We start from the raw sequence: 17,751 nt of genomic DNA on the forward strand, positions 1-17,751 counted from the left end.
CCTTGCCGGTAAAGTGGAAAACATGGCTCCTCGTAAGAACCCATTATTCGACACTGCCACCACCCTTGGAAAGATCCTCGTTTTCCTTGGCGTGAGTGCAATTTGTGGTGTCCTGGTAGCAGGCCTGCTGGTCCCCGCGGCGGCAGTCTCAGGCAGCGCGGCCAGTGGTTCGATCGAGTTCTTCGACACCCTTCCGGCAGAGCTGAAGGTTGACCCGCCCAACCAGACCACCAGGATCCTGGCAGCAGACGGTAGCGAGATTGCCAACGTCTACACCGAGAACCGGACCAAGGTTGCGCTGGACCAGATTTCGCCATTCATGAAGGAAGCTGTCATCGCGGTCGAGGACAGCCGTTTCTATGAACACGGCGGTGTGGACACCACCGGCATCCTGCGTGCCCTGGTCAGCACAGCGCGCGGCAACAAGCAGGGTGCCTCCACCGTCACGCAGCAGTACGTCAACAACGTCCTCAACGCCAACCTCGCCGCCGAGGGCAACGAGGACCAGATCAAGCTCAACGGTGTGAACAAGGGCGTGGGCGACAAGCTCCGCGAAATGAAGCTGGCCATCGCCATGGAGAAGGAGTTCAGCAAGGAGCAAATCCTTGAGGGCTACCTGAACATCGTGTTCTTCAACCGTGACGCGTACGGGGTCGAGGCTGCCTCCAAGTTCTTCTTCAGCACCTCTGCCAAGGACCTCAGCCTTCCGCAGGCTGCACTGCTGGCCGGCCTGGTCAACAGCCCCTCCGCGTTCGACCCCATCACCAACCCCGAGAGCTCGAAAGAGCGCCGCGACCTGGTCCTTGGCCTGATGCTGAACCAGCGCAAGATCACCCAGGAGGAACACGACGCTGCCGTCGCCACTCCCGTGGAGACCAAGGTGACCCAGCCCAAGCAGGGCTGCGCCTACGCGTCCACCGCACCGTACTTCTGCGACTACATCCTGCACCTGCTGGAGAACAACACCGCTTACGGCGCGGACCTCAAGGAGCGCCAGCGCCTGATCTACGGCGGCGGCCTCACCATCACCACCACCCTGGACCCGAACGCCCAGGCCGTGGCCCAGGAGCAGGTCAACGCCTCCGCCGGCGCCAACCCGGACAAGTGGGGTGCCGCCATGGTTTCGGTGCAGCCCAACACGGGCAAGATCATTTCCATGGCCCAGAACACATCGTTCCTGCCCGGCAAGGCCAGCTTCGATTCCCAGTTGAACTTCAACGTGGACAAGCTGGACAAGGACGGCAACGACCTCAACGGTATGGGCGGCGCCCAGCCCGGCTCCACCATGAAGCCGTTCACGTTCGCGGAGTGGCTCAATGAGGGCAAGTCCATGAACACCGTGGTCAACGCCGCCCAGCGCATCTACCCGCTCAACTTCCCGTGGCGGAACACCTGCGGCAAGGTGACCGGCGGCTACAGCACCGCCCAGAAGAACCAGGGCCTCGGCACGGCAGACGACCTGCAGAACGCCGAACCCCAGTGGTACCGGAACCTGTCCGTCCTCGAGGGCCTCTACAACTCCATCAACACGGTGACCTTCGCCTCAGCAGCCCAGCTCGACTTCTGCGGCATCCAGAAGGTGGTTGACGCCGTCGGACTCCACAGCGGCCTGCCATCGGCAGACGAGCCGAACCCCAAGGTCAACATGTCCACGCTGGGCAACCTCCTGGGTTCCACCCAGACGTCCCCGCTGACCATGGCCAGCGCGTTCGCCACGTTCGCGAACGACGGCAAGTTCTGCGAGGCCATCGCCATCACCTCGGTGACGGATGCAACGGGCAAGCAGCTGCCTGCGCAGTCCACCAGCTGCCGGGACGCCATCAAGCCCGAGGTGGCCCGCGGCGTGAACTACGCACTGCAGGAAGTCCTGAACCGGGGCTCCGGCTCGCTCATCCAGCCTAGGATTTCCACCCGGACCAGCTTCCCCATCGGCGCCAAGACCGGTACGTCCAACAACAACGGCTCCACCTGGGTTGTCGGCCACACCACCGGCCTGGCCACCGCTGCCTGGTTCGGTGACGCACTGGGCGCCCAGGACCGCGCCGGGCAGAACATCACGGTCAACGGGAAGTTCTACCCGGGCATCGACGGTTACATGATCGCCGGGCCGATGTTCTCCAACTTCATGTCGAAGATCGCTCCTGCCTACGGCACTAATCCGTTCCCGGCGCCGCCCAGCAACCTGCTGAACGGCACCACTACACGGACCACTCCCTCCACGCCGCAGGCCACCCAGGCCCCGGCTGCGCCGGTCGCCCCCCAGCCAGCACCGCAGCCAAGCAGTAACGGCAACGGAAACGGGAACAATAGTGGCAATGGAAACGGGAACGGCTAGCCGCCGATGATTTCAACCAGCGCTTTGGCCAGCCGCGCCCGGACTATCGGGCGCGGCTTTGCCGTCACCGCGGGGGCCGGGGCAGCGGCAGGACTGGCGGCCTTCGGGTACGGCCTGTGGGAGAAAAACCAGTTTGTCCTCCGCGAAGAGACACTGGATATCCTCCCGCCCGGACAGGCACCGTTCCGGATCCTGCACCTGAGCGATATCCACTTTGTCCCGGGGCAGGACAAGAAGGCAGTCTGGCTGGAGTCCCTTGCGGGCCTTGAACCGGACCTGGTGGTCAACACCGGCGACAACCTCAGCCACGTCAAAGCGGTGGACCCGCTGCTGGCGGCGCTCCGCCCCCTCATGGAGTTCCCGGGCGTGTTTGTCCCCGGTTCCAACGACTACTTCGCTCCCAGCCCGAAGAACCCGGCATCGTACCTTCTGGGTCCGTCCCAGGTGAAGCCGAAACCGGCCCGGCTGGACTGGCCGCGCCTGCGCTCGGGCTTTGGCATGGGCGGCTGGATAGACCTGACCAACCGGCACCAGTCGGTGGTCCTGAAGGGCATCCGCTTCGACTTTTCCGGCGTGGATGATCCCCACCTGAACCGGGAACGGTATGCCGGCTGGCCGCGCGGCACCGTCAACCAGGACGCCACTCCGCACCTCCGCGTCGCGGTTATCCACGCACCCTACCAGCGCGTGCTCGACCACTTCACCGAGGACGGCGCGGACCTCCTGCTCGCCGGACACACCCATGGCGGCCAACTGTGTATCCCCGGGTACGGCGCCCTGGTCTCCAACTGCGACCTCCCCACCTGGCGGGCCAAAGGCCTGAACGACTGGCAGAGCAACGGCAGTACGACGCCGGTGAACGTCTCGGGCGGTATCGGCACCTCGCGCTTCACCCCGATCCGCATCGCGTGCAAGCCCGAAGCGGTCCTGCTCACCCTCACCCCGCCCTATTAGTCCCCTTGCCCTATCACTCGTGGTTCCCACCATCGCTTTTAGGGACCATAACTGATGGCGCACGGGGCGGGCAGGGCCGGCCGTCCATTGCGCAACGCAATAACTCGCCAAGCTTCACGGGGAGTAGGGAAGCCTGTGAATCGCCTCACGCCATGGCATAGGGTAGTTGCTACGGGAAACTACATTCGTTTTAGAGCTTGAGAAGCAGGCATGGCCAAGCAAATTCCATTTTTTCGATCCATCAGTCGCCTCTACCCCCATGTCCGGCCGATCCTCCCGCGGCTTTTGCTGGGACTTCTCTGCGCGTTACTGGCCAGCGTTGTTGCACTCGCCATCCCGCAGGTCCTCCGGGTGCTGGTCAACGAATCACTGAAGCCCGGCGGCGCATCGGAAGCGGTCTGGATTTCCGCGGGCGTCATCCTGGTACTGGGCGTGGCCGAAGCCGGACTGGTGGCCCTCCGCCGGCAGTTCGTCATCAACCCCGCCACGACGGTGGAAACCAAAATGCGGGTTTCGCTGTACGGCCATCTCCAGGATCTGACCGTCTCCTTCCACGACCGCTGGGGATCCGGCCAGTTGTTGTCGCGTGCCATGACGGACCTGAACTTCCTGCGACGCTGGATGGCGTTCGGTGCCATCATGCTGGTGGTCACCACCCTTACGGTGATCATCGGCATCACAGTGATGTTTGTGATGAGCTGGCAGCTTGCCCTCATCTTCCTTGCCGCGGCGGTGCCCATTATGGCTTACAGCTTCCGGTTCCGCACCCGCTTCAGCAGGGTGGCCCGCCGCAGCCAGGACCAGGCCGGTGATCTCGCCACCACCGTTGAGGAATCAGTCCACGGCATCCGCGTGCTCAAAGCGTTCGGGCGAAGCCGGGAGGCGCTCGAAAACTTCAACGAGCAGGCCGAGGAGCTCCGCCAGACGGAGATCGAAAAGGCACGCCACCAGGCAACCTTCACCATGGTGGTCACCCTGCTTCCCGAACTCGCCCTCGGCGCCGGCCTGGTGGTCGGCGTGATGCTGTGCGCCAGCGGGCAGCTCAGCATCGGCGCGCTCGTGGCGTTTTTCGCAACCGCCGCGGTGATGGCCTCACCCGTGGAATTTTCCGGCATGCTGCTGGCCATGGCACTCACCGCCAAGACCGCCGTCGACCGCCACTTCGAAGTGATGGACTCCCCCAACACCATCACCAGTCCCCCGGAGCCCCGGCGGCCCGGTCAACTAGCCGGTGGGCTCCGTTTCAATAAGGCCACGTTCGCTTTTGAGGATGCCCCGGACAAGCCCATCCTGAAGGAAATCAACCTCGATGTCCGGCCTGGCGAAACCATGGCGCTGGTGGGAATCACCGGCAGCGGCAAAAGTGCGCTGATCCAGCTCGTTCCGCGCCTGTACGACGTCTCCGGCGGGGCCATCACCATCGACGGCGTGGACCTGAGGGACTTCGAGGTTGAGGAGCTCCGCCGGATCGTCGCGGTTGCCTTCGAGGACACCACCCTGTTCTCCAATTCGGTCCGGGACAACGTCCTGCTCGGCGCCCCCGTGCGGACGGACGCCGTCCTCGATGAGGCCCTGGACGTGGCCCAGGCACACTTCGCCTACTCCCTGCCCGAGGGGGTGGACACGCTGATTGGCGACGAAGGGCTCAGCCTTTCCGGCGGGCAGCGGCAGCGGATCGCCCTGGCGCGGGCCATCGCTGCGCGCCCCAGGGTACTGGTCCTGGACGACCCGCTGTCTGCCCTGGATGTCCAGACCGAGGAACTTGTGGAAACGCGGCTCCGGGCCGTACTGAAGGAGACCACAACACTGATCGTGGCCCACCGCCCGTCCACCGTGGCGCTGGCGGACCGTGTGGCGCTGCTGGAGGACGGCAGCATCACCGGCGTCGGCACGCACACCGAACTACTGGCGGGCAACCACCACTACCGCTACGTCATCGCCAGCCTGGACCAGGAACCACGAGACCTCGACTCCGAGCTGTCCGCCCTTGAGGACCAGGCAGAGGAAGTGACCCGATGAGCACCACAACCTTCGGCACGGCCAACGAGGACAATGCCCACCTCAGCAAGAGTGACAGCAGGGCCGTCCGACGGCGGTCGCTGGCGCTGCTGCGCAGCCTGATCCGGCCGGTGCAGCTCCGGTTCTGGCTGACCATAGCCACGGTGGTCCTTTCGCAGGCGGCCCGCGTGGCCGGCCCGGCGCTAATCGCTTTCGGCATCGACCACGCACTGCCCGCCCTGCAGGCCGGCGACAACCTGCCCCTGGTGCTTACCGGCGTCGCCTATCTGCTGGCGGCCATCGCGACGGCGGGACTCACCGCCCTGTACGTGACGTCCACCGCGAAGCTGAGCCAGGCCATGCTCCTGGACCTGCGTCTTCGGGTGTTCCGCCAAACACAGCGGCTGAGCCTGGAGTTCCACGAAAAATACACCTCCGGGCGGATCATCGCGCGGCAGACCTCGGACCTGGAGGCCCTCCGCGAACTCCTGGACTCCGGCGTCAGCTCACTGGCCTCCGGCCTGCTGTTCATGATCTTCACCGCCGTCACCGTGTTCGCCCTGGACTGGCGCAGCGGCCTGCTGGTGCTGGCCGCGGGCGTCCCCATGTTCTTCCTGGCCCGCTGGTACCAGAAGCACTCCCAGATCGTGTTCCGTGAATCCCGGGTGGTCTCCGCACGGCTGATCGTGCACTTCGTGGAAACCATGACCGGCATCCGTGCCGTGAAGGCCTTCCGCAAGGAACAGGAAAATGCTGACCGGTACGGGAAGCTCGCCGAGGACTACCGGCTGGTCACCGTCCGCTCCATCAACCTCAACGGCATCTTCCAGCCGGGGCTGGTACTGATCGGAAACGTCTGCGTGGCCGTGGTGCTGCTCTTTGGCGGTTTCCGCGTCCTCACCGGCGACCTCGCGGTGGGGGTGCTGCTGGCGCTCATCCTGTCCACCAAGCGGTTCTTCCAGCCCGTCGACCAGATGGCGATGTTCTACAACTCCTTCCAGAGCGCCCAGGCGGCCCTGGAAAAGGTGTCCGGGCTCCTCGAGGAAGTGCCCACCGTCCGCCCGCCCAGGAACCCGGTAGCACTGGACAACGCCAGGGGGTCGATCGACTTCAAGGATGTGGAGTTCCGCTACGGCGACGGCCCGCTCATCGTGCCGCGGCTGAACCTGCACATCCCCGCCGGCCAGACGGTGGCCCTGGTAGGCCAGACCGGCGCCGGGAAATCCACCCTCGCCAAACTGATCGCCCGCTTCTACGATGTTTCCGCCGGGTCCCTGACCCTGGACGACGTGGACCTGCGCAACCTCAGCACCACCGACCTGAGGCGGAACATCGTGATGGTCACCCAGGAAGCCTTCCTGTTCAGTGGATCCGTTGCCGACAACATCGCCCTGGGCCGGCCGGAGGCCTCCCGCACCGAAATCGAGGAAGCAGCGAAGGCAGTGGGCGCGCATGACTTCATCCTGGACCTTCCCGAAGGATATGACACGGATGTCAATAAACGCGGCGGCCGGGTGTCGTCCGGGCAGCGCCAGCTCATCAGCTTCGCCCGGGCGTTCCTTGCCCGCCCCGCCGTCCTGATCCTGGATGAGGCCACGTCCTCACTGGACATCCCCTCCGAAAGGCTGGTGCAGCACGGGCTGGCCCGGCTGCTGGCGGGGACGGACGCCGCCAGCAGGACGGCGCTGATCATTGCGCACCGGCTGTCCACGGTGGAAACCGCGGACCGGGTACTGGTGGTCCATGACGGCCGGATCGTCGAGGACGGCTCGCCCGCGGAACTGATCGGCGGCGGCGGACGATTCGCCGACCTGCACGGTGCGTGGAAAGACTCCCTGGTCTGACGCGGGAAAACCGCCGCGGGCTTTCAGGATTTCGCATCGGGGACCCGCATCGGCTATCCTTGTAAAGTTGCTTTTGCAGCGGATCGGGATGTAGCGCAGCTTGGTAGCGCGCTTCGTTCGGGACGAAGAGGTCGCAGGTTCAAATCCTGTCATCCCGACCAAAAACAAAAGAGGGTCTCCCACCGGAGGCCCTCTTTTGCGTTGTCCGGCCGTCATAGGAGTTAGCCTGTCATTGCGGGAGATAACTTTCCGGTAAAGGGAAAGGCCCCGGAGCAGTAGCTCCGGGGCCTCCCTCGCCTCCTGTGATGAGGAAGCTGTTTAGGCAGGGTCAGGCCAGTTACCGATGTAGGTGGTGACCGTGGTGTCGGTGCTCTTGTCCTTCTTGACCTTCTGGGAAGCCGGATCAGGCCAGTTCCCAATGGCTACGGAAGTCTGAGAGTTATCAGCCAGCGAACCTGCAGACAGTACGGCCGGAGCCGCTGCGGAAAATGCCAGCGCCCCCGCCAGTACGGCGGCGGCAGCAATTTTCTTGAACATATGAGTTCCTCAATACGAGTCGGATTCGTTACAAAGCCAGCACTGTCCTTGTTGACACCCATTGTAAAATGTTTTCCACAGAGACTGTCAAGCATTCGTCAACTGACTGTCCGGAAAAGGAGGAAATCCCGTGGGCAACGGATTCGGGGAGAAGCTCCGGGCGGAGCGGCTCGAACGGGGCTTAACACAGGCCGAACTGGGCAAAGACCTGTATTCACCCAGCTACATTTCATTGCTTGAGACAGGCCGGAGGGAACCCACGGCCGAGGTCATCGAGGAACTGGCGCGGCGCCTTGAACTGGCACCGAAGGCCCTGGAAGCGTGGAGCCAGCCAATTACCGTCAGCGACGCAGAGTACGTCCTGGCCGGCCTTTACGCCCGCCAGGCCTGGGACCTGCGTGACTACCCCTTGGCCGCCAGCCACGCTGCCACTGCAGCGCAAATTGCCCTGGAGGGCAAAAACACCAGCGCCTGGTGGAACATGACCTATATGCAGGCCGAGTGCCTGATGAAACAAGGCGAACTGCGCGAATGCCAGAAAATCGTCGAGCGGCTCCTTGAGCACCCGATGGCGACGGAATCAGTGGGCCTGGGCGTGCGGGCGCGGCAAATGCTGGCGGCCGTCTGCCATGGACAGGGGCAACTGGCTGTGGCAGTCCAGCACGGGCTTGAGGCTGTAGAACTTTCAGCCAGGTTGCCGCGCAATTCAACAGTGCTCATTGGTGCCCACCGGATTCTCATCGGCGCACTGGCTGAAAGCGGGCGGCTCGACGAAGCCTGGAAGTACTGCATGGCCCTCTACGAACAGGTGGACGAACACGCCATGTCGCAGCTGGCCGGGGAGGTGGCCTGGGTTATCGGCAACGTCGCCTTCATGCGGCATGACTACACCGAAGGCGTCAGGCACCACGAGCGGGCAGCCAAGCTCCTCTCCCCTGCAAACGACATCGAGCTCTGGGCGCGGTTCAACAAGGCGTCCGCCGCCGTCAGGCTGTCCTCGGGAATTGTCGAGCCCGAGACCCTGTCCTCGATCGAACGGGCTGAGCTCGCCTTCTCCATCGTGGGCGGGACGAAGAGCGATGAGCTGGAGGTCGCCTTCATCCGCGCGCGCTGGCTGTACCTGACCGGGGACATTGTTGCCGCCGTCGAGAAGCTGCGGGAAATCCACGCCGAACGCAAGGCCCTGGCCAAGCACACGGCGGGCGAGGTTTCACTTCTCCTGGGCAAGTCCCTGAAGGCCGCCGGCGAAGCCGACGAAGCACTGGTCCACCTGGAGGAAGCCCAGAAGGCCTTCAGTGCGGCAGGAGCAGCGGACCGGGTCCAGCAAGCCCTGGACGCGGTGCTGGAAATCCGCCTGGCCCAGCAACGGGCCGCGGCCTCCACGGCCAGCTAAGCTGCACGCCACTTGCCGGAGCCGCTGGGGCTCCGTACAAGCGGGGCATCAATCAGGCGAAGCTTTTCCCGGTCAGTTTCTCGTACGCCTCAACGTAGCGGCTGCGGGTCCGGTCCACAACGTCGGCAGGCAGCACCGGCGGAGGCGTGTCGGAAGCCCTGTCCCAGCCCGATTCGGCCGATGTAAGCCAGTCCCGGACGTACTGCTTGTCATAGGACGGCTGTGCCTGTCCCGGCTGGTAGGTGCCGGCGTCCCAGAACCGTGAAGAGTCCGGAGTCAGAACCTCATCACCAAGGGTGATTGAACCCGAGACGGCGTCGTAGCCGAACTCCACCTTGGTATCGGCGAGGATGATCCCGCGCTCCCGGGCGATTGCCTCCGCGGTGGTGTAGATCTGCAAAGTGAGTTCGCTCAACCGGCCGGCAATGTCGTCACCCACCATGGCCACCACGGCGTCATAGGTGATGTTCTCATCATGCTCGCCCACTGCGGCCTTGGCCGACGGTGTGAAGATGGCGTGCTCCAGCCGCGACCCGTCCACCAGGCCCTCCGGCAGCGGGATGCTGCACACTGTTCCGGACACCCGGTATTCCTGCAGGCCGGAGCCGGTGAGGTACCCGCGGGCGATGCACTCCACCGGAAACATGTCCAGCTTCTTGCAGATCATGGCCCGGCCTTCCACGGCCGCAGGCACCCCGTCCGCCACGGTGGAGCCCAGCACGTGGTGCTCCACGTCCAGCTGGTCGAACCACCACAGGCTCAGCTGGGTGAGGATGCGCCCCTTGTCTGGAATCTCGCTGGCCAGGACGTGATCGAAGGCGCTGATGCGGTCGCTTGCCACCACCAGCACGCACTCCTGGCCCACGCGTTCGACGATGGAATCGTCGGCGGGCTCGTAAAGGTCGCGCACCTTGCCGGAGTAGACGTGCTTCCAGCCCGGCAGGTCCAGGGTGGCGGTGTTGAGGCCTCGTGCTGCGGGAGTTTCGCTCATGCTATGCCTTCGCCTTCGTGATCGGCAGGGATCCGGTAGCGCCGGACGATACCCTGATCTCGCCGCGGGCGGCCTTGCGGCCGATGTCCGTACGGAACTGCGAGCCTTCAAGCTGAACCAGTTCCACGCCGTCGTACGCCTTTTCGCGCGCCTCCACCAGGTCGCTGCCCAGCGCAACCACGGCCAGGACGCGCCCGCCCGCGGAGATCACCTTGCCGTCCTCGTCCACGGAGGTCCCGGCGTGGATCACGTGCACGCCTTCGAGTTCCTCCACCTTCTTCAGCCCGCGGATGCGGTCACCGGTGCGGGGAGTGTCGGGGTAGTTTTCAGAAGCGACGACGACGGCGACAGCCGTTTCCTTCGACCAGCGCAGCTCTTCCGCCTGGTCCAGTTCGCCCTTGGCAGCTGCCAGCAGCAGGGCACCGAGGGGGGTCTGGAGCCGGGCCAGCACGGCCTGGGTTTCGGGGTCGCCGAAGCGGACGTTGAATTCGATCACCCGGGTGCCGCGCGAGGTGAGGGCCAGCCCCACGAACAGCACGCCCACAAAGGGGGTGCCGCGGCGGGCCATCTCGTTGACGGTGGGCTGGGCCACACGGTCGATGACTTCCTGGACCAGGCCTTCGGGGGCCCACTCGAGGGGGGTGTAGGCGCCCATGCCGCCGGTGTTGGGTCCTTCGTCGTTGTCGAAGATCCGCTTGAAGTCCTGGGCCGGTGACAGCGGAACGGTGTTCTGCCCGTCGCAGAGGACAAAGAGGGAAACCTCGGGGCCGTCGAGGAACTCCTCGATCACCACGGAGCCGCCGGCATCAAAGCAGGACTGTGCGTGGGCCAGGGCTTCATCTCGGTTCTTGCTGACCACGACGCCCTTGCCGGCCGCCAGCCCGTCGTCCTTGACCACATACGGCGCACCGAAGGTGTCCAGGGCTGATGCGGCCTCGTCGGCGTTGGTAGCCACCAGGGCCATGGCCGTGGGGACACCGGCTTCGGCCATGATCTCCTTGGCGAATGCCTTGGAAGCCTCGAGCTGGGCGGCAGCCTTGCTGGGACCGAACACCGGAATCCCGGCGTCGCGGACGGCGTCGGAAACACCTGCTGCGAGCGGCGCCTCCGGACCCACTACCACCAGGTCTACGGCGAGCCTGGCGGCCAGGGCGGCTACGGCGTCGGGATCATTGGCATTGACCGGGTGGGTGGGGACCAGCTTGCTGATCCCAGCATTGCCGGGTGCTGCGTGGACCTCGGAGACGTTGGGGTCGGCGAGCAGGGAGCGGACAATGGCGTGTTCGCGGCCTCCGGGGCCGATGACGAGTACCTTCACAGTCTCCAAGGGTACTTTGTGCACCCTGCCCGCTCCTAAGCTGTGTCAGCCCCGAAGAACAATCCAGGGGGCGCTCCGCTCCGAATGAGTGACATGGAAAAGCTTCGGAACTTGCTCAAGGGTCCCCCTGCCATGGCCGCACTGTCAGGTGTGGTGGCGGCCGCCGTCGTGCTTGCCGTGGCCGAGCTGGCGGGAGCGTTTTTCACGGCCCGCGCCACCCCTGTGTTCGCCCTCGGATCCACGTTCATCGACTTCACGCCGTCGTGGATGAAGGACTTCGCGATTGCCACGTTCGGCACCAATGACAAGGCCGCACTATTTGTGGGCATGGGACTGACCATCGCAGTGCTGGCGTGCGTGCTGGGTGTGGTGGCGTACCGGCGGTGGGCCCTGGGCGTGATGGGTGTCCTGTTGATGGGCGCCATCATCGTGACGAGCGTGGTGACCAGGGCGGGCGTAGGGCCGGCGGATGCCATCCCGTCTGTTGTGGGTACCATCGCCGGCCTGATGGTGCTGCGGCTCCTGGTGAACCGCTTGCGGGGCTTGAAGGCCTGGCCCGACGCACCGGCAGACTCTGCCGTGCCTGGCGGTTCTACCCGCCGCCGCTTCTTCGCCGCCGCCGGGATCACTGCGGCCGCTGCCGGCATCGCCGCGACGGGTGGCCGGCTCCTGGGCGCGGCACGCAGCAACATCGCCCGGGCGCGGGACGCCATGCAACTGCCCGCACCCGCCAGTGCAGCCGCTGCCATTCCGGGCGCGGTCCAGTCTCCGGTGGCTGGCGTCCCGCCATGGCTGACCCCCAATGGTGCGTTCTACCGCATCGATACCGCCCTCAGCGTCCCGGAAATCAACGCCGGCGAGTGGGAGCTCCGGGTGCACGGGCTGGTGGAGGAAGAAGTGCGGCTCACCTTCCAGGACCTGCTCGACGCCGACCTGATCGAATCGCACGTCACGCTCACCTGTGTCTCCAATCCAGTGGGCGGCAACCTCGCCGGCAACGCCAAATGGCTGGGCCTGCCCACCCGTGATGTGCTGGCCCGGGCCAGGCCCAAGGACGGGGCGGACATGGTGCTGTCCACCTCCATCGACGGTTTCAGCGCTTCCACACCGCTGGAGGTCCTCCAGGACGGCCGCGACGCCATGCTGGCGATCGGGATGAACGGCGAGCCGCTGCCCCTGGAGCACGGCTACCCGGTGCGGATGGTGGTTCCGGGCCTGTACGGATTCGTCTCCGCCACCAAGTGGGTGGTGGACCTCGAGGTGACGAGGTTTGCGGACAACAAGGCCTACTGGACCGAGCGCGGGTGGTCCGAGCGGGGGCCCATCAAGACCATGGCGCGGGTGGACGTTCCCCGGTCCTTCGCAAAGGTGCCCGCCGGGAAGGTGGCCGTCGGCGGCACCGCCTGGGCCCAGACCCGTGGCATCACCAAGGTGGAGCTGCAGATCGACAACGGGGACTGGGTGGAGGTGGATCTCTCCGCTGAGGCGTCGCTGGTCACCTGGCGCCAATGGTCCTATGAGTGGGACGCCGCGCCGGGCCCGCACTACCTGAAAGTCCGCGCCACTGACGGCACGGGCGAGGTGCAGACTGAGCAGCGCGCAGATCCGGTTCCCGACGGTGCGTCCGGCTGGCAGTCGGTGATGGTCACCGTGGAGTAGCCGGGCATCCGTGATGTTGGCCCCTAGACTGGCAGAATGCCGCATAACCCGCATGCCACCTTTACCGTGGACTCCGCCGTCGAACTGGCCGTGATCGAACGCAGTGGGTTTGTGGAATCCCGGCACATCGGCTCCGCCGTGCTGCTCGCCGCCGACGGGTCCGTGGTCACCGAACTTGGCGACATCAACACGCCCATCTATGCAAGGTCCGCCCTGAAGCCTTTCCAGGCGCTGGCGTCGATGCAGTCGGGCGTGCCCCTCCGCGGCGCCCAGGTGGCGCTGGCGTGCGCCAGCCACGTGGGCTCCCTGGACCATATGGACGTGGTGTCCGGCATGCTGAAGGCGGCCGGGGTGCGCGAGGACCAGCTGCAGTGCCCGGAAGCCTGGCCGCAGGATGAAACGGCCCGGAACTGGCTGGTGCGTTCCGAACGCGGCAAATCCAAGCTGGCCTTCAACTGTTCGGGAAAGCACGCCGCCTTCCTGTGGGCGTGTACCGAGAACGGCTGGGATACGCACAGCTACCTGGAGCCCAACCATCCGCTGCAGCAAAGGGTCCGCAGCGTCATTGAAGAGTACACGGGCGAAAAGATCGCGCACCTGGGAATCGACGGGTGCGGCGCGCCGGTGGCAGCCGTCTCCCTGAAGGGCCTGGCGCGGGGCTTCTCGCAGCTGGCCAAGGCGCCCGGTGACCAGAGCTTCAGCGCCCGGGCCGCCACCATCGCAACATCAATGCTGGACTACCCGTGGGCGGTGCAGGGCCGCGGCGAGGCGAACACCGTGGTGATGGATGAGCTGGAAATCATCGCCAAAATAGGGGCGGAAGGCGTCCTGGCCATGGCCACGCAGCAGGGTGTTTCCGTGGCCGTCAAGATCCTGGACGGGAACCTCCGGGCCACCTCGCTGGTGGCGCTGACCCTGCTCGCCGCTGCCGGCGCCGTGGAAATTCCCGGCGTCGCCAGTGTGCTGGAGAAGGTAGTTGAGCCGGTGCTGGGCGGTGGGCAGCCCGTGGGAAAGATCCGGCTCGGCCCGGCTGTCTCGGCGCTCCTGGACTGAATCCCCGCCATCCGATCCATCACCAAGGGAAGACCTAACCATGCCTGTAGCCCGCCGTCGTATTGACGTTCAAGAAGGCGCCGCGGCGGTTGCGGCATGGCGGAAAGCTGCCAATCCGCCGTCGGACGGTCCTCCCGTTCCTCGGGCCGTCCTGGCCACCGCTGTGCGGTACACCCTGGAGGAAGTCACGGCGCGGGCGCCGGGGAATTCGGTCGAGGTGCGCGTGCCGCCCTTCGGCGTCACGCAGTGCGTGGAAGGGCCCCGCCACACGCGCGGAACACCGCCCAACGTTATCGAGTGCGACGCCGCCACCTGGCTTGGCATGGTGACCGGCCAGTTGAGCTGGGCGGAGGCAGTCACGGCCGGCAAGGTGGCCGCCTCGGGCCTGCGTGCTGACCTCTCGGCCCTCCTGCCGCTGTAGCCCGGGAGTTTATGCGGCGGTCAGCCGCGGCCGATGAACGGCATGCCGGCGGCGGTGATCACCACGGACCCCACACTTGCCGACGGCGGCATGTTGGCCATCATCAGGATGGCGCGGGCTGCATCCTCCACCGGAAAGGTGGGCTCAACCCGGCGGCTGCCGTCGGCCTGGAGCGCGCCCGCCCCAACGCCGATGGTGTCCATGATGTCGGTGGCCGTGTTGCCGATGTCGATCTGCCCGCAGGTGATGCCGAAGTCCCGGCCGTCGAGCTCGATGCTTTTGGTCAGCCCGGTCATGGCGTGCTTGGTGACGGCGTAGGCCACCGTCCGTGGCCGGGGCGAGTGCGCTGAGATGGAGCCGTTGTTGATGATCCGGCCGCCCTGCGGATCCTGCGCCTTCATGGCCCGGACGGCGGCCGCGGCAGAGAGCATGGATCCGGTCAGGTTCACCGCCAGGGTGGCATCCCAGTCGGCCAGCGAGATCTCGTCCACGCTGGCCGCCGGACCGAACACCCCGGCGTTGTTGAACAGCAGGTCCAGCCGCCCCCACCTTTGGCGGGTTGCCTCGAAAAGGCGCTCGACGTCGTCGGGCCGGGTGACGTCGCAGGTGACCGGAAAAGCGTGCGGATGGCCGTCCGCAGTCTCCACCAGCTGCTGTTCGCGCCGCCCGGCGAGGGCAACGGCGTAGCCGTCGGCCAGGAGAAGGCGGGCCACCGCCCGGCCGATGCCGGAACCCGCTCCGGTGACCACTGCGATGCGGCCCGGGGCCTGGGGATGGTTCAAACTGTTCTCCTGTTGTGCCGGTTGCCGCCGCGCAAGGCCTTGCGTTAGAGGGAGGCCGGCACGCCCGCGCTGTTCAGCGGCCAGCCTACGACGGTCTTGGGCCGCGGCGCAGCGTAGGTCCGGACCTTGGATGTGGAAAGGCGCATGCGGACCAGGGATTCGGCGATGGTTACGGCGGAGGCAACACCATCCACAACCGGCACGCCGGCACGCCGCCTGATCTGCTCATCCAGGCCGGCCATCCCGCCGCAGCCGAGCACAATCACCTCGGCTTTGTCCTGGCTGACGGCCAGCATGGCCTGGCTGATGATGGCTTCCACGGCGCGGTCCGGTTCCTCGTCGAGTTCCAGGACGGCCATGCCGCTGGCCCGGACTGACGCGCAGCGGGCATCAAGGCCGGCAAGTTTGAGCCGGTCCTCGATCAGCGGGACGGTCCGGTCCAGGGTGGTGACCACTGAATACTTGTGGCCCAGGAACATCGCGGTGCTGGCCGCCGCCTCGGTGATATCCACTACCGGGACGTCGAGCAGCTCCTGGAGCCCCTCGCGACCGTGCTCGCCGTACCCGGCCTGGACGACGGCGTCGAACGGCTCGGGATAGCGGGTCACCGCATCCATCACTGCGATGGCCGCAAGGTAGCTTTCGAAGTTCCCCTCGCAGGAGTCCGCCCCGAAGCGCGGCGTGATGCCGACGATTTCCGTTCCCGGTGACGCGATGCTGCGGGCCTGGGCGGCGATGGAGGCCGTCATGGACCCGGTGGTGTTGACGTTGGCGACGAGTATGCGCATGGGAATCCTTTGTGGGTACTGGAGTTAGTGGGTGCTGGCGACGGCGATGGTCTCGCCGTCGCGGTCTTCCAGCCGCTGCGAGCGGTCCGCGATGAAGAAGTACACCACTGCTGCGATGCCGGCGGCGAAGAACCAGGCGAACGGTGCCGCCGGCGCCAGCGCGGGGACGAACGCTATGAGGAGGGCGACGGCGGCGGCCGGCACCAGTGCGGTAATCGCCTTGGGGTTGACACCGTTTTTGTAGTGGTAGGCGCCTTCCGGGGAGGCGGTGTAAAGCTCGGGAACGTTGACCTTGCCGCGGCGGATGAGCCAGTAGTCGGCCATGACCACCCCGAACAGCGGGCCGAGGAGGGCACCGAGGCCGCCCAGGAAGTACACGATCACCAAGGGGTTGTTGTAGAGGTTCCAGGGCAGGATGACCAGGCCGATAACGGCGCTGACGATCGCTGCCTTGCGGAAGTTCAGGTGCTTGGGGAACAGGTTGGTCAGCGCATAGACAGGGGCCACGAAGTTGGCCATGAGGTTGACCGCGATGGTCAGGATGAGCAGCGCCAGGCAGGCCAGCACCAGGAACAGCGTGTTGGGGATGGTCCGGACGATGTCCGAAGGGCTCTCGATGATGGTGCCGTTAATCTTGAACTGCCCGCCCGCCAGGACCACCACAATGGCGCCGAACACGAGCATGTTGATGGGGATGCCCCAGAAGTTTCCCCGCACGATGGCCTTTTTGGAGACCGCGGAGCGGGTGAAGTCGCAGAAATTCAGGACGAACGTTCCGTAGATCGAGACCCAGAGGGCGCCGCCGGCGAAGATGGTGAGCCACATCTGGGGTCCTTCCAGGGCGTTGTCCGAGGACCAGGCGATGGCGCCGCCGGCTTCGATGAAGATCCAGATTGCGATGGCCGCCATGGTGGCCAGGATGACCGGCCCGGCAAACGCCTCATACTTGCGGATCATCTCCATGCCGAAGCTGACAATGACCAGCTGGACGATCCAGAGGATGACGAAAGCGATCCAGCCGAGGGTGGACAGTCCGAGGATGGAGTTTTTGTCCAGCTCCCCCAGCGTGGGGAACATCGCCACGAGCATTACGCGGAAGACCACGGAGGCGAGGTAGGTCTGGATGCCGAACCAGGCCACGGCCACGGCGCCGCGCAGGAGGCTCGCGATTTGTGCTCCGCGGATTCCGAAACTGATCCGGCTCATCACGGGGAAGGGGACGCCGGTTTTGACTCCCATAAACCCGGAAAGGGTCAGGAGCCCAAAGAGGAGCGCTGCGCCGATGCCCAGGGCAAGGAGGATCTGCCAGCCACCGAGGCCCAGGGCGAAGAGCCCGATAGCGAAGGCATAGTTGCCGAGGCTGTGGACGTCGTTGGCCCAGAGGGTGAAGATGCTGTAGCCGGACCAGCTGCGGCCGGCCTGTTTGGTGGGGGCGAGGTCTGCGTTGTAGAGGGTGGGGCTGATGGCCTGGCCTGACGCCGCACTTGCTGATGCGCAAAGAGCGTCAATGCCCGTTGCCGGGTGTGCGGAAGAATCTGACGGCGCTGTCAGGTCAGGAGCCGCGTCAACGCCCGCCGGTGGAGGGGTCTGCATAGGGGGATCTCCAGTTCTAGGTATTCCGCCGTGGTGAGCTCACGGCCCCTGGGGCCGGTTCTGTTATTCCACATTGCGAAATGAA

The 17,751-nt window shown here is 65.6% G+C and carries 14 protein-coding genes and 1 tRNA gene; 9 read left to right on the forward strand and 6 right to left on the reverse strand.

The genetic code is table 11. From position 1 onward, the window contains the following. Window positions 1–22: 22 nt before the first annotated feature. From QFZ36_RS08950 to QFZ36_RS08970, 5 genes are all read left to right on the forward strand, one after another. Window positions 23–2,335 (forward strand): transglycosylase domain-containing protein, encoded by a 2,313-nt coding sequence (locus tag QFZ36_RS08950; protein WP_306635667.1) that lies wholly within the window; start codon window positions 23–25, stop codon window positions 2,333–2,335. Window positions 2,336–2,341: 6 nt separating this feature from the next. Beyond that, window positions 2,342–3,289, forward strand: a complete 948-nt coding sequence (locus tag QFZ36_RS08955) for a metallophosphoesterase (RefSeq protein ID WP_306635669.1) — start codon at window positions 2,342–2,344, stop codon at window positions 3,287–3,289. A gap of 210 nt (window positions 3,290–3,499) precedes the next feature. Then, the gene (locus tag QFZ36_RS08960) at window positions 3,500–5,308 is read left to right on the forward strand and encodes an ABC transporter ATP-binding protein (protein WP_306635671.1); all 1,809 of its coding nucleotides are present in this window, start codon (window positions 3,500–3,502) and stop codon (window positions 5,306–5,308) included. Beyond that, window positions 5,305–7,131, forward strand: a complete 1,827-nt coding sequence (locus tag QFZ36_RS08965) for an ABC transporter ATP-binding protein (RefSeq protein WP_306635673.1) — start codon at window positions 5,305–5,307, stop codon at window positions 7,129–7,131. Before QFZ36_RS08960 ends, QFZ36_RS08965 begins: the two co-directional genes overlap by 4 nt. 84 nt (window positions 7,132–7,215) lie before the next feature. Next, window positions 7,216–7,292 (forward strand) — tRNA-Pro (locus QFZ36_RS08970). A gap of 157 nt (window positions 7,293–7,449) precedes the next feature. On the opposite strand, the gene QFZ36_RS08975 is transcribed toward QFZ36_RS08970, so the two are convergent. Further along, the gene (locus tag QFZ36_RS08975) at window positions 7,450–7,668 is read right to left on the reverse strand and encodes a hypothetical protein (RefSeq protein WP_306635675.1); all 219 of its coding nucleotides are present in this window, start codon (window positions 7,666–7,668) and stop codon (window positions 7,450–7,452) included. Window positions 7,669–7,798: 130 nt separating this feature from the next. Here QFZ36_RS08975 and QFZ36_RS08980 point away from each other — a divergent pair, with 130 nt between their 5' ends. After that, on the forward strand, window positions 7,799–9,061 hold the full coding sequence (locus QFZ36_RS08980; RefSeq protein ID WP_306635677.1) for a helix-turn-helix domain-containing protein: 1,263 nt from the start codon (window positions 7,799–7,801) through the stop codon (window positions 9,059–9,061). Window positions 9,062–9,113: 52 nt separating this feature from the next. On the opposite strand, the gene QFZ36_RS08985 is transcribed toward QFZ36_RS08980, so the two are convergent. Further along, window positions 9,114–10,052 (reverse strand): phosphoribosylaminoimidazolesuccinocarboxamide synthase, encoded by a 939-nt coding sequence (locus QFZ36_RS08985; RefSeq protein WP_306635679.1) that lies wholly within the window; start codon window positions 10,050–10,052, stop codon window positions 9,114–9,116. Window position 10,053: 1 nt separating this feature from the next. Continuing rightward, entirely contained in the window at window positions 10,054–11,370 is a 1,317-nt protein-coding gene (purD, locus tag QFZ36_RS08990) for a phosphoribosylamine--glycine ligase (protein ID WP_306639145.1), read from the reverse strand. Window positions 11,371–11,463: 93 nt separating this feature from the next. Between purD and QFZ36_RS08995 the strand changes: the two genes are divergently transcribed. The 3 genes from QFZ36_RS08995 to QFZ36_RS09005 are packed head-to-tail and all read left to right on the forward strand — an operon-like array spanning window position 11,464 to window position 14,503. Then, on the forward strand, window positions 11,464–13,029 hold the full coding sequence (locus QFZ36_RS08995) for a molybdopterin-dependent oxidoreductase (RefSeq protein WP_306635682.1): 1,566 nt from the start codon (window positions 11,464–11,466) through the stop codon (window positions 13,027–13,029). Between the two features lie 36 nt (window positions 13,030–13,065). Next, a complete protein-coding gene (locus tag QFZ36_RS09000; RefSeq protein WP_306635684.1) occupies window positions 13,066–14,082 on the forward strand; it encodes an asparaginase in 1,017 nt (338 codons plus the stop codon). 40 nt (window positions 14,083–14,122) lie between these two features. Further along, window positions 14,123–14,503 (forward strand): sterol carrier family protein, encoded by a 381-nt coding sequence (locus QFZ36_RS09005; protein ID WP_306635687.1) that lies wholly within the window; start codon window positions 14,123–14,125, stop codon window positions 14,501–14,503. A gap of 20 nt (window positions 14,504–14,523) precedes the next feature. Here the strand turns inward: QFZ36_RS09005 and QFZ36_RS09010 are convergent, their stop codons facing one another. From QFZ36_RS09010 to QFZ36_RS09020, 3 genes are read right to left on the reverse strand one after another with little or no spacing between them, the layout of a single operon-like run. Further along, complete coding sequence (locus QFZ36_RS09010; RefSeq protein WP_306635690.1) at window positions 14,524–15,285, reverse strand: SDR family oxidoreductase; 762 nt, start codon at window positions 15,283–15,285, stop codon at window positions 14,524–14,526. Between the two features lie 44 nt (window positions 15,286–15,329). After that, a complete protein-coding gene (locus QFZ36_RS09015; RefSeq protein ID WP_306635692.1) occupies window positions 15,330–16,073 on the reverse strand; it encodes an aspartate/glutamate racemase family protein in 744 nt (247 codons plus the stop codon). 24 nt (window positions 16,074–16,097) lie between these two features. Further along, window positions 16,098–17,666 (reverse strand): NCS1 family nucleobase:cation symporter-1, encoded by a 1,569-nt coding sequence (locus QFZ36_RS09020; protein WP_306635694.1) that lies wholly within the window; start codon window positions 17,664–17,666, stop codon window positions 16,098–16,100. Window positions 17,667–17,751 lie beyond the last annotated feature (85 nt).

This window comes from Pseudarthrobacter siccitolerans (assembly GCF_030823375.1).
Taxonomy (GTDB): Bacteria; Actinomycetota; Actinomycetes; order Actinomycetales; family Micrococcaceae; genus Arthrobacter; species Arthrobacter siccitolerans_A.